This is a genomic window from Acidovorax sp. KPB24-03 (assembly GCF_057546605.1).
In genome coordinates, this window is sequence record NZ_BAAJYR010000003.1 from 34,016 (window position 1) to 50,775 (window position 16,760).

General features: G+C 64.1%; 7 protein-coding genes and 1 pseudogene. 7 read left to right on the forward strand and 1 reads right to left on the reverse strand.

The genetic code is table 11. From position 1 onward, the window contains the following. From AC27KI_RS01270 to AC27KI_RS01285, 4 genes and pseudogenes are all read left to right on the forward strand, one after another. Positions 1–1,440 carry an N-acyl-D-amino-acid deacylase family protein gene (locus AC27KI_RS01270; RefSeq protein ID WP_487112229.1) on the forward strand — a complete coding sequence of 480 codons (1,440 nt, stop codon included), beginning with the start codon at positions 1–3 and terminating at the stop codon, positions 1,438–1,440. 1,210 nt (positions 1,441–2,650) lie between these two features. Further along, positions 2,651–9,904: pseudogene (locus AC27KI_RS01275) on the forward strand (non-ribosomal peptide synthetase); the annotation flags it as partial. 311 nt (positions 9,905–10,215) lie between these two features. Further along, positions 10,216–11,445, forward strand: coding sequence for a glycosyltransferase (locus AC27KI_RS01280; RefSeq protein ID WP_487112231.1), 1,230 nt, complete (start codon positions 10,216–10,218; stop codon positions 11,443–11,445). 19 nt (positions 11,446–11,464) lie between these two features. Continuing rightward, positions 11,465–11,674: an MbtH family protein gene (locus AC27KI_RS01285; protein ID WP_284429821.1), complete on the forward strand. Its 210-nt coding sequence runs from the start codon at positions 11,465–11,467 to the stop codon at positions 11,672–11,674. 273 nt (positions 11,675–11,947) lie between these two features. Here the strand turns inward: AC27KI_RS01285 and AC27KI_RS01290 are convergent, their stop codons facing one another. Further along, positions 11,948–12,604 (reverse strand): MOSC domain-containing protein, encoded by a 657-nt coding sequence (locus AC27KI_RS01290; protein ID WP_487112234.1) that lies wholly within the window; start codon positions 12,602–12,604, stop codon positions 11,948–11,950. An 88-nt stretch (positions 12,605–12,692) separates the two neighbouring features. Here AC27KI_RS01290 and AC27KI_RS01295 point away from each other — a divergent pair, with 88 nt between their 5' ends. From AC27KI_RS01295 to AC27KI_RS01305, 3 genes are read left to right on the forward strand one after another with little or no spacing between them, the layout of a single operon-like run. Continuing rightward, positions 12,693–13,295, forward strand: a complete 603-nt coding sequence (locus AC27KI_RS01295; RefSeq protein ID WP_487112236.1) for a (2Fe-2S)-binding protein — start codon at positions 12,693–12,695, stop codon at positions 13,293–13,295. After that, on the forward strand, positions 13,292–14,374 hold the full coding sequence (locus tag AC27KI_RS01300) for an FAD binding domain-containing protein (protein WP_487112238.1): 1,083 nt from the start codon (positions 13,292–13,294) through the stop codon (positions 14,372–14,374). The genes AC27KI_RS01295 and AC27KI_RS01300 overlap by 4 nt, the downstream gene beginning before the upstream one ends. Beyond that, positions 14,371–16,734, forward strand: a complete 2,364-nt coding sequence (locus tag AC27KI_RS01305) for a xanthine dehydrogenase family protein molybdopterin-binding subunit (protein ID WP_487112240.1) — start codon at positions 14,371–14,373, stop codon at positions 16,732–16,734. The genes AC27KI_RS01300 and AC27KI_RS01305 overlap by 4 nt, the downstream gene beginning before the upstream one ends. The last annotated feature ends 26 nt before the right edge of the window (positions 16,735–16,760 follow it).

Here is a 16,760-nt window from a genome sequence, read left to right on the forward strand (position 1 = left end):
ATGTTCGATCTCCTCATTTTCGGAGGCACCGTCGTGGATGGCAGCGGAGCGGCTCGTCGGCAGGCCGACGTCGGCATTGCAGGCGGGCGCATTCTCGCCGTTGGCGACCTCTCAGCACAGCCTGCCCGCCAACGCCACGACGCTGTCGGGCGCATCGTGTGCCCCGGCTTCATCGACGTCCATACCCATGATGATCGGTTGTTGCTCACATCACCGGCCGGCTCCCATCCCAAGCTCACGCAAGGCGTGACCACAGTGGTCACCGGAAATTGCGGGATCAGCCTGGCGCCGCTTCTGAGCAATGAGACACCGCCAGCACCACTGGACCTGCTTGGCGCGGACGACTGGCGGTATGACCGGTTCGGTGACTACCTCGATGCACTGGAGGCCGCGGGGCCGGCGCTGAATGCGGCATGCCTGGTGGGGCACTCCACTTTGCGGGTGCGCCATGTGCCGGACCTGCGTCGACCGGCCACCCCGCCCGAAGCTGAGCGCATGGCCAGGGATCTGGCCGAAGGATTGGATGCGGGCGCTTTCGGCCTGTCCACCGGGCTTTACTACCCTCCCGCCCAGGCGGCCACGGCAGAAGAGGTGATTGCGGTGGGCGCTCCGCTTTCGGCGGCGCAGGGCCTGATCACGATGCATATCCGCGACGAGGCAGATGCCATTGACGATGCATTGCGCGAAGCCTTGCACATTGGCCAGGCGCTAGGGGTGAGCACTGTGCTGTCGCATCACAAGTTGATTGGCCAACGCAACCATGGGCGCTCGGTGAACACCTTGGCCATGGTCGACGCCGCCGCGCTGTCGCAGCCCGTTTGTATGGACTGCTATCCCTACAACGCTTCGTCCACCATGCTGCTGGCCAGCCGCGTCGGGCAGTCCCGGGAGGTTCTCGTGACTTGGTCTGTTGGCGATCCATCGGCGGCTGGGAAATCGCTGTTTGCAATGGCGCGCGAACGGGGTTGTTCCCCCGAATCCTTGGTGGAGCCGTTGTCTCCCGCGGGTGCGGTGTACTTTGCCATGCATGAAGATGATGTGCGCCGCATCCTCCGACACCCTTTGACGATGGTCGGCTCGGACGGACTGGCCCACGATGCGGTGCCGCATCCTCGTCTATGGGGAACCTTCCCCCGCGTACTGGGGCATTACGCGCGCGACCAGCGCCTGTTTTCTCTCGAAACAGCGGTGCACAAGATGACTGGGTTGAGCGCGCGCCGCTTCGGGCTGCGCGACCGGGGGGTGATCGCCCAGGGTCATGCGGCGGACATCGTGGTGTTCGATGAGACGTGCATCGCGGACCGTGCCACGTTCGAACAGCCCACCGCACCCAGCGCAGGCATTGATGCAGTGTTCATCAATGGCCAGTTGGCTTGCGCGCATGGCCATACCGTCAATGCGCATGCAGGTCAGGTGTTGCGGCGACAACGCTCGTTCTGATTTCCGAACGCAGGAAGCCACTTGGTTGGCGGGCATGCCAAGCGCGTCCGGGCGATTGATTCACTGGAGGCTGGATGGCTCTGCAGCGTCGCCGCACCACGAGCGTGGATGTTTCTGTCGATGTGATTAAGCAGTTTTCCCATTTTTATCAAATACCGATAATTGATTTAATCAACTCCTTCAATAATTGCATCTGATAAGAATTCATAAGAAGTTTTTTTCTCGTGTCCGATAAGACATTCTTTGTGGTTATGTGAATAAAGAATCTCAAATATTTATCGATGCTGTAAGTAAAAAATACTTTGGTGCGTGAGGCATTCATCGTTAGCAGAAGGGGGCCTGAATCTCATCTCGGAGTACTCATGGCCTGTGTGCGATATGGAATGGTGGAACGGGCAGTGATTGATCATTATATTTTTCTATTGGTAACGGTTTTTTGTGGAATTGCGTTTGAGGGGATTATTCACTGTTTGAATAATAAGGGTAAACCCTTGCATTGAGAGCGGCCACCCCTAATAGACTTTTTGAAAATAAATGTGTCGGCTCAAAATAAACAGCCGTAATGGACAGGGACGGGAGGGATTCATGTCATTGAATCAATGGAGAGGGTGGGCGCAGCGTATGGGCGTGATTTGGAAGGCGCGTCATTGCATGGGCGTCCCAGGTGCTGGGAGGCCGGGGTTGCGTCTGCGGGCGTGCATTCAAAAAAGCGACGTCGGACGCCGCAGAATGTTTCCACCCGCGGGCCATGGGAGGGCTTGGTCTTGCTCCGCCTACCGGCGCCCCCACGCGAGTAAACGCTCCGGTGTCTTTGGCGCATTGGATGTGTGTGGATGTTTTTGCCTCACGCCGCTGCAACGCGCCACTGCTCCGCCATGCGGCGGGGGCGAGGCCGGCTGGCCGGTGCATTCAGGCGGTTTTCCAGAGCGGCGGTGAAGGGCTTTCTTCCCTTGATCTCGAACGTCGACTAAGCCCGGCAGGCGCGGGCCGCCAAGACCGCGCGATGCCGGCACGTTCCACACCCGGCCGGCTCTGGCCGGCCAGCGCGATCTCAGGCTCTTGCGAGCCTGCCAATAACGATTTCAAGAGCGACATACGTCCGTGCGGTGCAGGTGCGGATGCTGACTTTCGTCCATACGACAGGGAGAATTGCATGAATACGGTCGATCAATCCGGTGGCTCCGCCGAGCTCATGGCAGGCCAGATGGCCATGTGGCTGGGGTCTCAGTTCGCTTCGGCAGACACCAACTTCAATTTGGCTGAGGCCATCGACATCGAGGGATGCATCGATCCCGCATTGTTCGCCGAGGCGGTGCGCCGAGTCACCGACGAAGCCGAGGCCACGCGGCTCAACTTTCTCGATGCGGGGCAAGGCCCGAAGCAGGTGCTCGCACCGACCTTCAATGGAGAGTTGCCCTTCCTCGATTTCAGCGGCGAGGCCGACCCGATGGCCGCAGCGCAGGCATGGATGCAGGCTGATTTCAGTCATCGGGCAGAACTGGCATCAGGGCAGTTGTGGCTCTGCGCGCTGATCCGACTCGCGCCAGGGCGTCATGTCTGCTATCAGCGCAGCCACCATATCCTGCTGGATGGTTTCGGTGGCGGTCTGGTGGCGCGGCGCATTGCGGATATCTACACGGCGCTGGCCCAGGGGAACACCATTTCTGAAACCTCGCGACTTGCACCGGTGGCACAGTTGGCCGAAGAGGAGCGCGCCTACCGTGAATCCGGTCGGTTTCCGAGAGACCGCCAATACTGGATGGAGCGCTTTGCTGACGTGCCGGAACCCTTGACCCTGGCGTCGCGTCAGTCGGTGAACATCGGCGGCCTGCTGCGCCAGACCGTGCACCTGCCGGCCGCCAGCGTTCAGGCGCTTCATGCCATCGGCCAGGCCTGGGGAAGCACGCTGCCTCAGATCCTGATCGCCACGACGGCTGCCTATCTCTATCGCACCACGGGGGTTGAAGACATGGTGATCGGCATCCCGGTCACCGCGCGGCACAACGAGCGCATGCGACGGGTTCCCGCCATGGTGGCGAATGCATTGCCGCTGCGCCTGTCCATGCGCCCTGACCTTTCCTTCCCTGAGCTCGTTCGCGAAGTGGGCCGCCAAATGCGCCAGATCCTGCGGCACCAGTGCTATCGCTACGAGACCCTGCGGGGTGATTTGAATCTTCTGCTGAACCACCGGCAACTCTTCACCACGGTCGTCAATGTGGAGCCTTTCGACTACGACTTCCGTTTTGCGGGGCACGTGGCCAAACCACGTAATCTTTCCAACGGAACGGCAGAGGATCTGGGCATCTTTCTGTACGAGCGCGGCAACGGCCAGGATCTGCAGATCGATTTCGATGCGAATCCAGCGCTGTACACCGCACAGACCCTGGCCGAGCATCAGCGGCGGCTGCTGACGCTCATGGCGGCCGTGATCGAGCGGCCGGATCAGGCCATCGGACGCATCGAGTTGCTGGGCGCGCAGGAGCGCCAACAGGTGCTGGCGGGTTGGAACGACACAGAGCAGACGGTGCCCGACATTCACCTGTCGACCTGCATTGAGGCTGGTTTGCTGGCTGACTCCCAAGCCACTGCCTTGCGGTTCGAGGACCAAGTGCTGAGCCGTGGTGAACTGAATCAAAGGGCGAATCGGTTGGCGCACCTGCTGCGTGCGCGTGGCGCAGGGCCGGAGCGTGTTGTGGCAATCGCCGTGCCGCGGTCGCTGGATCTCATGGTGGCCTTGCTGGCCATTCTGAAAACCGGGGCCGCCTATTTGCCGGTCGATCCGGACTTTCCGGCGGATCGCATTGCCTACATGCTGGGCGATGCCCGGCCGGTATGCCTTGTCACGACCAAGTCTTTAGTGCAAACCCTGGCCGCAACAGTGTCGTTTGTGCTGCTCGATGACCCGGAAACCATCGACGAATTGGGCAGACATCCCGAGACCCGCCCGGAGCCGCTGGGAACGCTTGACACGGCGCAGCCGGCCTATGTGATCTACACGTCTGGATCGACCGGAAATCCGAAGGGGGTCGCTGTGTCGCACCGTGCCATCGTCAACCGGCTCCGGTGGATGCAGAACCAATATGGCCTGCAAGCCGATGACCGAGTGCTGCAGAAGACCCCTTCCAGCTTCGATGTGTCGGTGTGGGAGTTCTTCTGGCCCCTGATCGACGGCGCCACGCTGGTGCTTGCCAAGCCGGGAGGGCATAAGGATGCAGCCTACCTGGCCGAGATCATCGTTCGCGAAGGCATCACCACCCTGCATTTCGTGCCCTCGATGCTGGAGGTCTTCCTGCTGGAGCCGGCAGCATCCGCCTGTGCCAGCCTGCGGCGCGTGGTCTGCAGCGGCGAGGCCCTGTCGTCTGCGCTGGCAGGCAAGTTTCACCAGCAGTTGGGATGTGAACTGCACAACTTGTACGGTCCCACGGAGGCGGCCGTCGATGTGACTGCATGGGCCTGCCCAAGCACGCCGCTGATGGAGCCGGGTTCGGAGGGCGTACCCATCGGCCACCCCATCTGGAACACGCAAATGGTGGTGCTGGATAGTGGGCTCCAGCCGGTGCCCGTGGGGGTGACGGGCGAGTTGTACATCGCGGGCATGGGCCTGGCGCGGGGCTACCTGGGGCGCCCAGTGCTGAGCGCAGAGCGCTTTGTGGCCAATCCGCATGGCGGTCCGGGCAGCCGCATGTACCGCACAGGCGATCTGGCGCGCTGGCGCACCGACGGCAGCCTGGACTTCCTGGGCCGGGCCGACCAGCAGGTGAAGATCCGGGGCTTGCGCATTGAGCCGGGAGAGATCGAATCGGCCTTGCTGCAGCACCCTCTGGTGGCGCAGGCGGCGGTGATAGCCCGCGAGGACGTGGCAGGGGAAAAGCGGCTGGTGGCGTACGTGGTGTCCACCGGTGAGGGCGAGCCTGCGTCAGGGGAACTGCGCAGCCATCTGGCGCTGTCGCTGCCCGAGTACATGGTGCCATCGGCGTTCGTTCAATTACCGGCATTGCCGCTGAGCCCGAGTGGAAAGCTGGACCGTAAGGCGCTGCCTGCGCCAGAGGTACAAAGCGCCGTTGCCTATGCGGCACCGCGCACACCGACGGAGAAGGCACTCGCGGACCTGTGGGCCGAGACACTGCATCTGCCCCGTGTCGGCATTCACGACAACTTCTTCGAGTTGGGCGGGCATTCTCTGATGATCGTGCAGTTGATCTCGATGATCCGGCAGCAGTTCCTGATCGATCTGCCCCTGGACACCTTGTTCCAGGTCTCCACCATTGCGGGGCTGGCGGAGCGGCTGGACCAGGAGGCGGTGGCGCGGCCGCGCCTGGCACCGATGCCCCGCCCGGCGCGGATTCCGCTGTCGTCCGCACAACGTCGCCTGTGGCTCATGAACCAGCTGGATGGTGCCAATCCGGCCTACAACATGCCCCTGGCGTTACGCTTGTCCGGCATGCTAGACCGCGTGGCGCTGCACGTCGCCTTGGGCGATCTGGTGCAGCGCCATGAGAGTTTGCGCACGATCTACCCGCATGAGGCGGGGCTGCCATACCAACAGATCCTTGACGGTGCCGAAGCCCACCCACCCGTGATTGAGGCGGAGGCCTGCGAAGACGATTTGACTGCGCAGTTGCACGCGGCGGCCCGCCACGCCTTCGACCTGTGCCATTCGATGCCTTTGCGGGTCTCGCTGTTCCGGCTGGCCGAGGACGAGCATGTGCTGTTGCTGCTCACCCACCACATCGCAGGCGATGGTGCTTCGCTGCTGCCATTGGCGCGGGACCTGAGCGTGGCCTACGCCGCGCGTTGCAGCCGCCAGACTCCAGATTGGGAGCCGCTGCCGCTCCAGTACGCTGACTACGCGCTGTGGCAGCAGGCGCTGCTGGGCAGCGAAGACGATCCCGATAGCCTGGCCGGCCGGCAGCGCAGGTTCTGGCATGACGCGCTGCGCGACCTGCCTGAGCAAATGGCATTGCCTGTCGACCGTCCCCGCCCCCTGGTGCCCAGCCACCGTGGCGACGTGGTCCCGCTGCACATACCGGCTGCGGTCCATGAACGCATGCTGCAACTGGCCCGAGACGGGCAAGCCAGCGTTTTCATGGTGCTCCAGGCTGCCTTGGCCGCGTTGCTGAGCCGCTTGGGGGCTGGCGACGACATCGTGATCGGCAGCCCGGTCGCGGGGCGCAGTGACCACGCCCTGGATGGGCTGATCGGCTGTTTCGTTAACACGCTCGTTTTGCGTACCGATACGTCGGGCCAGCCAGGGTTGCGCGAACTGATTGCGCGTGTGCGTACCACCAATCTGTCGGCCTATGCGAACCAGGATTTTCCTTACGACCGCCTGGTGGAGTTGCTGCGGCCGGGGCGCTCGCGGTCCAATCTGCCGCTGTTTCAGGTCATGCTGGGATTCCAGAACAGCAGCCGGTTGTCATTCAGCCTTCCGGGGCTGTCGATCACGCCGCAGCCTGTGGCCGTTGACACTGCCAAATTCGATCTGTCCTTCATCCTGACGGAGCAACGCCATCACGATGGTCTGCCCGGTGGGATCTCGGGTGGCATTCAATACAGCACCGATCTGTTCGACAGGTCCACCGTGGAGTCCCTGGCGGTCCGGCTGGTAAGCTGGCTGGAACAGGCGTGCGACACCCCGGACGAGGCGATGGGCCGCATCGACATCCTGCATCCCCAGGAGCGCCGCCGTTTGTTGCAGGAGTGGAGCGGCTTCGAGCGCCCCTTGGTTACCAAAACCATTGCCTCGATGGTTGAGGGCCACGCCAGCCGGCGACCCCAGGCACCTGCGGTGATTCTGGATGGCACCACGATCCGCTATGGCGAGCTCGACACACGGGCCAACCGCCTGGCCCACCTGCTGCAGGCACGGGACGTGGCTGCTGGGTCCATCGTCGCGACGGTGCTGCCGCGCTCGCTCGATCTGGTCGTGGCGCACCTGGCCATCGTCAAGGCGGGGGCAGCTTACCTGCCCCTCGATCCGAACCATCTGGCAGGACGCAGTGCGCTGGTGTTTCAAGAGGCCGCTCCCACCGCCGTCCTTACGCACGAAGCGTTGCTGCCGACGCTGAGCGATGTGCCGAATTGCATGGCGCTTGACAGCGACCTGACGGTTGCGGCCCTGGCGATCCAGTCGGACAGCCGCCCAGGCGGTTGGGGCGCTGCGCGACACCATGATGGCCCTCACGCGCAGGAGGCGGCATACCTCATCTATACGTCGGGCTCCACCGGAACCCCGAAGGGGGTCGTGGTGCCGCACGCAGGCCTTCACTCCCTGGCCGCTTCCATGGCCGAGCAGATGGACATTGGGCAGGACGCCCGCGTACTGCAGTTTTCTTCCAGTGGTTTCGATGCGTCGGTGATGGACCTGTTGATGGCCTTTCACGTTGGCGCGGCGCTGGTGTTGCCCGGGCCTGCGCCATGGCTGGGACAGGATCTGGCGCAGGGGCTGGTTCGCCAGTCGATCAGCCATGCCCTGATTCCGCCTGCCGCGCTGGCTTCGGTGCCGCCCGGCGAATTTCCAGCGCTGCGCACGCTGGTGGTCGGTGGCGATGTGTGCCCGCCCGCGCTCGCAGCGCAGTGGGCGACAGGGCGCCGCATGATCAACGCCTACGGCCCGACGGAGATCACGATCTGCGCGAGCCTGAGCGAGCCCATGCAGGCCGGGACCGTGCCATCGATCGGGCAACCGATCTGCAACACGCATATGTACGTGCTGGACGGAGACCTTCAGCCGGCGCCTGCGGGCGTGGTCGGCGAGTTGTACATCGCGGGCATGGGCCTGGCGCGGGGCTACCTGGGCCGCCCGGTGCTGAGCGCAGAGCGCTTTGTGGCCAATCCGCATGGCGGTCCGGGCAGCCGCATGTACCGCACAGGCGATCTGGCGCGCTGGCGCACCGACGGCAGCCTGGACTTCCTGGGCCGGGCCGACCAGCAGGTGAAGATCCGGGGCTTGCGCATTGAGCCGGGAGAGATTGAATCGGTCTTGCTGCAGCACCCTCTGGTGGCGCAGGCGGCGGTGATAGCCCGCGAGGACGTGGCAGGGGAAAAGCGGCTGGTGGCGTACGTGGTGTCCACCGGTGAGGGCGAGCCTGCGTCAGGGGAACTGCGCAGCCATCTGGCGCTGTCGCTGCCCGAGTACATGGTGCCATCGGCGTTCGTTCAATTACCGGCATTGCCGCTGAGCCCGAGTGGAAAGCTGGACCGTAAGGCGCTGCCCGAGCCGCAGGCGCCGGGCGACCAGCCTTACGCCGCGCCGCGCACCGACACGGAAATCGCTTTGGCCGCGTTGTGGGCTGACATCCTGCATTTGCCACGAGTGGGCATTCACGACAACTTTTTCGAAATCGGTGGCCATTCGCTGATGGCAATCCAGTTGGGCATGCGGATCCGGGACCAGATCCACCCTGACTTTCCTCATGCGGAGGTTTACAACCGCCCGTCGATCGCACAATTGGCCCAGTGGATGGACCAGGCTGGCGACGATGGAGTCTCCCTGGATCTGGCGCGCGAGATCCATTTGCCAGAGCACATCCAGGGACAGCCCGAGGCGCCCAGTCTGACGCCGGCGCGTGTCTTTCTCACCGGGGCCAGCGGATTCGTCGGAAGCCATCTGCTGGCTGCGCTGTTGCGCGACACCTCGGCTTGCGTGGTCTGCCACGTGCGGGCTGCCGACGAGGCGCAGGGGCGGCAGCGCCTGCAACGCGCCATGGCAGAGCGGCAGCTTGGCGCGATATGGGACGATGCGCGAATCCAGGTGGTCACGGGCGATCTGGGTGCACCGCAGTTGGGGCTGGATGAAGCCGCCGTGCAACGGGTGCGCGACGGCTGCGATTCCATCTACCACTGCGCCGCGCAGGTGGATTTTCTGCATCCGTACGCCAGCCTGAAGGGCCCCAATGTGGACAGCGTGGTCACATTGCTCGAATGGACATCGCAAGGGCGGCCCAAGACCCTGCATTACGTCTCGACGCTGGCCGTGATTGGCCAGAACGAGGACGGTGGCGCGGTCACGGAGCGTTCGGCGCTGCCTTCCTGGAACGGCCTGGTGGACGGCTACAGCCAGAGCAAGTGGGTCGCCGACGCGTTGGCCCGGGAAGCGCAGGCGCGGGGAATGCCGGTGGCCATCTATCGGCTCGGTGCCGTGACCGGTGACCACGATCACGCGATTTGCAATGCCGCTGACCTGATCTGGCGGGTGGCACACCTGTATGCGGACCTGCAGTCCATCCCCGACATGGACTTGCCTCTGAACATGACCCCGGTGGACGATGTGGCGCGGGCCATCCTGGGCCTGGCTGCCCGGGCATCTTCGTGGGGGCAGGTGTACCACCTGGTGAGTCCGGCGCCGCTGCGGGTGCGGGACATTCCTCCGGTGTTCGAGCGTCTCGGGCTGCATCTGGAACCGGTGGCGCTGGAGTCCTGGCTGCGGCGTGCCCACGTGCGGCTGGCCGAGGGGCAGGACCGCGATTTGGCTGCCGTGCTGGCCATCCTGGACCGCTATGACGCATCGGCCACGCCACCGAAGGTGTGCGGCGCGGCAACCCACGCGCAACTTGAATCCATCGGTGCGGCAATCCGGCCGGTGGATCGTGATCTGCTGCACCGCTATTTCGTCGATCTGGGTATCGATGCAAGGCACACCGTGCCTTGGAAACCAGCATTTCTTGAACGAAGGAGGAAACCATGGTACGTTATCTCATTGCAGCAACCGCCCTGCCGGGACATGTGTTGCCCATGCTGGCCATCGCCCAGCATCTGGTGCGTCAGGGACACCAGGTGCGGGTGCACACTGCCAGCCACTTCAAGGAACAGGCCCTGGCCACGGGCGCGTCCTTCACCGCGTTCGATCCGTCGATTGACTTCGAGCACCAGGAGCTGGACCGGCGGTTTCCGCAACGTCTGCAACAGCCTTCCGCCCATGCGCAGCTGTGCTTTGGACTGAAGCACTTCTTTGCCGACGCGATGGCGCCGCAACTGGCGGGGTTGCGGCGCATCCTGGCGCATTTCGATGCCGATGCCATTTTGGTGGACACGATGTTTTGCGGCACGTTCCCGATGCTGCTGGGACCGCGGGAGGAGCGGCCCGCCATCGTCGCCATCGGCATTTCGGCGCTGGCGCTGTCCAGCCGGGACACTGCCTTTTTTGGCACGGCGCTGCCGCCTTCGTCCACGGCCGAAGGTCGCACTCGCAACCAAGCCATGAACCGCAATCTTCAGCAGGTGATGTTCGGCGATGTGCAACGCCATTTCAATGGTGAACTGGCGCGCTTGGGAGCGCCGGCACTGCCCCATTTTTTCATCGATGCGATGGTGACGCTGCCGGATCGGTACCTCCAACTGACGTCGGCATCTTTCGAGTATCCACGCAGCGACCTGCCTGGCTCCGTCCGGTTCGTGGGGCCGCTGCTGGCACCGTCACGTGCCGACTTCAACCCACCTGGCTGGTGGCCCGAACTGGATGACGGCCGGTCCGTCGTGTTGGTCACGCAGGGCACGCTGGCCAATCAGAACCCTGCGCAGTTGATCGGGCCCACCGTGCAGGCGCTGGCCAGGTTCGATGACATCCAGGTGATTGCGACCACGGGCGGACCAGTGCCCCCAGGCCTCAGCGCCGCGATGCTGCCCGCCAACGCCCGTGTGGTGCCATTTTTGCCATATGACCGGCTGTTGCCCAAGGTGCACGCCATGGTCACCAATGGTGGATATGGCTCGGTCAACCATGCGCTCAGTCTGGGCGTGCCGCTGGCCGTGGCGGGCGCGACCGAGGAGAAGCCGGAAATCGCCGCGCGAGTCGCCTGGTCGGGCGCCGGCATCAACCTGGCCACCGGGCAGCCCAGCGCGCGTCAAATCGGCGATGCGGTGCGCAAACTGCTGGACGACCCTTCCTACCGGCAGCGCGCCCAAGCGCTGCGACTGGATTTCGCACGCCACCACGCGCTGACCGAGATCGCATCGGCCCTGGTGACGTTGCATGAAAGAGCCCCCGCCATCGCGGAATTTGCATGATTTTCCAAGGAGACCTGACATGAGCAATCCATTCGACGACGAGAACGGCCGTTTCCTGGTGCTGACCAATCCCGAAGGCCAGCACTCACTGTGGCCCGCGTTTCTCGATGTGCCCGCTGGCTGGGAGGTGGCCTTGCCTGCATCCGACAGAGCAGCGTGCCGTTCGTACATCGAAACGCACTGGAGGGACATGCGGCCCCGTTCACTGGTCGTCGCAATGGGCGGTTGATCGCCGTGCCATCGGCCGCCGCGAAATTTCCTTCGGGATTCAACGCGTTTTTTCCGGGAACCCTTGTGCGGCCCATGCGACGGTCTGGACGCCCATTCCGTGGCGCGCAGCCTGCGCAGCCAGGAGGGCATGCACATCAAAGAGTTCGGTGCCCTCCCAGCGCTCTTGTGCATGCGTCACCACGCCTGCTTGCGCACGCTCTGCCATGTCAGGACACCACTGGCTCAACACCCGTGGGAATGCCCGGCAGTACCCCTTGGCGACGCCAGCGAGTTAGGCCAACTGCCCATACCCGACGCGCTTGCCAGCCGGTATCCGCCGCACGATGTCGACGATGCGTCCCTTCCAATCGTCGCTCAGAGGGGGAATCGGCGCAGGTCCTTGGCAGATGGCATCGCCCACCCGCAGCATGCCGCCTTGCAGCACCCGCGCCAGTGTGCCGCGACGTCCCTTCAACGCTTTGACGACGCCCGGCTGGCATTGCTCCAGGCGGGCGCAGGGCTCGCATTGGAAGGTGATCCAGAGCACCACCTCCGGGCCGATTCTCAACAGCGACCCGGAGGGCAGGCTTGCCGTGGGGCCATCAATGAGCAGGTTTTCGCGCAGCGTGGAAGGTGGCAGTTGGAGGTCGCGATACGCATCTATCCCCGCCAGCAAAACCTGGCGTGGCGAAAGCCGATTGGCATACCGGTCGCCAAGCAATCCCTGATCGGCCATGGCCATGGCCTCCGATACCAACTGGGAGCCTGGAGCGGCCTGACTGTGCAAGCACAGACCTTGCAGGGTGCCCACGGCCCGCCAGGGCATGGATGGGGGAAACTGCAAAGTGAGGGCATCCGCAGGGGCAGCGGCTGGCATCTGGGGAGGCGGCAAGGGGCGGAAACGGCGTGTGGGCAGTGCTTTGTTCCACAGCTTGACAGAAATCTTCATGCGACGGCGGATGCAGGCGCAATTCCTACAACCCGGCTGCGGCCTGCCGAGCAAACTGGCTCGCCCACCAGGCCGTGAAAGAAGCGCCATGCAATCCAGCCAACCTTTGTCGGCAGCTCGCAATGAGAGCTGCGGCGACCGCCTTGCTTCTGCCCACTCCGTGCGACTGCGCGTGAATGGCCAAGACCACCATGTCGAAGTTCCCAGTTGGGTCACGCTGCTTGACCTGCTGCGCGATCGGCTGGGGCTAACGGGAACCAAGAAAGGCTGCGATCATGGCCAGTGCGGCGCTTGTACCGTGCTGGCTGATGGGAAGCGCATCAACGCGTGCCTCACGCTCGCGGTCATGCAGGATGGGGTGGACATCATCACGGTGGAAGGGCTGCCCGCCCTGTCCGGAGAAGGGCTCACAGACACCGGACTGCATCCCTTGCAGCAGGCCTTCATCGACCATGACGCATTCCAGTGCGGCTATTGCACACCAGGGCAGCTGTGCTCCGCGGTGGGTCTGCTGAACGAAGGGGCAGTGCACACGGCTGAGGAGGTTCGGGAGCGCATGAGCGGTAACCTCTGCCGTTGCGGGGCCTATCCGCAGATCGTGCAGGCGGTCGCTCAGGTGGCTGGCATCCGCGTCGATGCCATGCGTTATTCATCGCCCGGCCCCTTCAAGGTGCAGGGGAGCCAGGCATGAGGGCATTCGGGTACGAAGCCGTCGCCACTGCGGATGCCGCCCTGTCTGCAATGCGCGGCCAAGCGCCAGACTCTGGCGAGACCGCACCGCAGGCCAAGTTTCTCGCGGGGGGAACCAACCTGATCGACCTGATGAAAGAAGACGTCGTGCGCCCACAGTGGCTGATCGATGTCAGCCGCCTGCCGCTGGCCTCCATCGAGGCCCTGCCCCATGGAGGCGTGCGCCTTGGAGCCATGGCACGGAATGCGGCCACTGCGCGCCATCCCTTGGTGCGCGAACGCTATCCGTTGCTGTCGGCGGCCATCCTGGCGGGCGCATCGCCGCAGATTCGCAACATGGCGACCAATGGGGGCAACCTGTTGCAGCGCACACGGTGCCACTACTTCTACGACACGGGAACACCCTGCAACAAACGTGAGCCGGGCACGGGTTGTCCAGCGCGTGAGGGGCTGGCCCGGCAGCTGGCCATCCTGGGGACCAGCGACCATTGCGTGGCCACGCATCCGTCGGACATGTGCGTGGCGCTTGCCGCGCTCGATGCGGTGGTGCATGTGCAATCGCCGAACGGGCAGCGAACCATCGCGTTCGCCGATTTCCATCGATTGCCAGGCAACGCGCCGCAGCGCGACAACACGCTGTCGGGCGATGAACTCATCGTGCACATCGAACTGCCGGCCAACGGGCTGCAGCAGCACAGCACCTATCTGAAGCTGCGTGACAGGGCCTCCTATGCCTTCGCCCTGGTGTCGGTGGCTGCGGCGTTCGAGCTGGACGCTGCCGGGCTGATGCGAAGCCCTCGCATTGCGTTGGGCGGCGTGGCCCACAAGCCCTGGCGCGACGCCGAAGCGGAACAGATTCTGGAGGGGCAGCCGCCGGAAGCTGCGGCCTTCCATGCGGCGGCGCAGTTGCTCTTGCGGGATGCCTGCGGCCACGGGGCCCCGGGTGGACCCGGTGACAACCGTTTCAAGATCGTTCTGGCCCGGCGTGCCATCGTGCGTGCGCTCGAGATGGCGCGCGATGGCGAACTGACCAACACAGGAGAGCTGGGTACCGGACCTGTACAGGAATTTCAACCATGAGCACCCACGATGATTTCCGGACAGACCCCGGCGCCGGGCAGGCCCTCCCCCAGCAGCCCATGGCGGAGCCTGGCACCGGGCTGGTGAAGACGGGTGCGCCCGTCTCCCGCATCGATGGCCGCCTCAAGGTCATGGGCCAGGCGCGCTACGCTGCGGAGCATGCCAACGATGACCTGATTTATGGAGTGGTTGTCAACAGCACCGTGGCAAAAGGGCGGATTCTGAATCTGCGGACGGATCGAGCGCGTGCAGTGCCGGGCGTGCTCGATGTCATCACACACATGAACCGCCCCGCGGTTCGGTCGCTCGATCTTTTCTACAAGGACATGACTTCCCCTGGGGGCTCGCCGTTCAAGCCCCTGCACGACGCGCGCATCCACTACAGCGGCCAGCCGGTCGCGCTGGTGGTTGCCACGTCGTTCGAGGCTGCGCGCTGTGCAGCTGCCTTGGTGGAGCTGGATTACGAGGTTGAAAAACACGAGACCCATCTGGTGCACAACTTGCGCCATGCGCGGGAACCGAGCCGGCTCAAGGCTGGCTACTCACCGCTACCCAAGCCCCGGGGGAATGCCCCCCGAGCGTTCGGCGCGGCGCCGGTCAGGATCGATGCCCAGTACTACAGCGGCGTGGAGCACCACAATCCGATGGAGATGCATGCCTCCACCGTACTGCGCAGTGCCGATGGCCATCTCACCATCTATGACAAGACCCAGAGCCCGCAGAACAGCCGGTGGGTGGTGTCGCGCGTGTTCGGTCTTTCGCAGGAAGAGGTGACCGTTCGCAATCCTTTCGTTGGCGGCGCATTCGGGTCGGGCCTGCGGCCGCAGTACCAGCTCATCCTGGCGGTGATGGCTGCATTGCACCTGCAGCGTTCGGTGCGGGTGGTGCTCACGCGCCAGCAGATGTTCACGTTCGGGCACCGGCCCGAGACATGGCAGCGCGTCAGGCTGGCCGCGGACCACGATGGTTCTCTGAAGGCTGTCATGCACGAAGCTGTGGCCGAGACTTCGCGCCTGGAAGACTACGTGGAAGTGGTGGTGAACTGGTCCGGCCAGCTCTACCAGTGCGACAACGTCAGCCTCGGCTACCGATTGGTCCCTCTCGACCAGTACAGCCCCCTCGATATGCGCGCACCGGGGGCCGCCCATGGCGTGCACGCGCTGGAAGTGGCCATGGACGAATTGGCCTATCAGCTGCGCATGGATCCGCTGATCTTGCGGCTCAAGAACTACGCCGATCGCGATGCCTCCAAGGGGTTGCCTTTTTCTACCAAGGAGCTGCGTGCGTGCTACCAGCAAGGTGCGGAGCGGTTCGGTTGGGCGCAGCGCCCGCTGGAGCCACGTTCCATGCAGCAGGGGCGAGAGCTGATTGGCTGGGGCATGGCCACGGGCACCTGGGATGCCATGCAGATGTTCGCGCGCGTTCGCGCGGTGATGCATGCCGACGGGCGATTGGTCGTGAGCAGTGCGGCCTCCGACATCGGTACCGGCACCTACACGGTGATGGCCATGATCGCCGCCGAAGCGATGGGATTGCCACTGGAACAGGTAACCTTCGCCCTGGGCGACTCGAACCTGCCGTTGGCCCCTGTGGAAGGCGGCTCGTCGCATGTAGCGACGGTCGGTGCCGCGGTGGAGGGCGCATGCGAGAAGCTGCAACGGTTGCTCTGGGCGCTGGCAAGGCGCAGTCGGAGCATGGGCTTCGGCAAGGTGCTGCTCCAGGAGGTGGAATTCAAGGAGGGTCGCATGCGTCGCCGGGACGCCCTACCGCAGGACTTGGGTGTCACGTTCGCCGACATCCTGGCGTCGCAAGGGCGCTCGATGATCGAGGTGCGGCACCTCATGCTTCCCAACGTGCTCCGGCAAAAGAAGTTCGTCAGGGCCACCCACTCCGCCGTGTTCTGCGAAGTGCGGGTAGACGAGGCTCTGGGAACGGTTCGTGTCACGCGGGTCGTCAGTGCCATCGCTGCGGGGCGCATTCTCAATGCCAAAACAGCCCACAGCCAGATCACCGGGGGCGTGGTCTGGGGTATCAGCCAGGCATTGCATGAAGAGACGCAGACCGACCATGCCCTGGGCCGGTTCATGAACCACAACTATGCGGAATACCACATTGCCACCAACGCCGACATTCCGCCGATCGACGTGATTTTTGTGCAGGAGGATGACCGGATCGTCAGCCGCCTGGGCTCCAAGGGGGTGGGCGAGATCGGCATCGTGGGTGTGGCGGCGGCCGTGTGCAATGCCATCTTCCATGCCACTGGCCGGCGCGTTCGCTCCACCCCCATGACGCCTGACAAGGTGATGCTCCCTGCACCACCGGCCGTGCCGTCTTCCGCGGAGGACGCTGTGTCCCTGTAGACGGCCAGGGCCGCCGCCGCATGCGA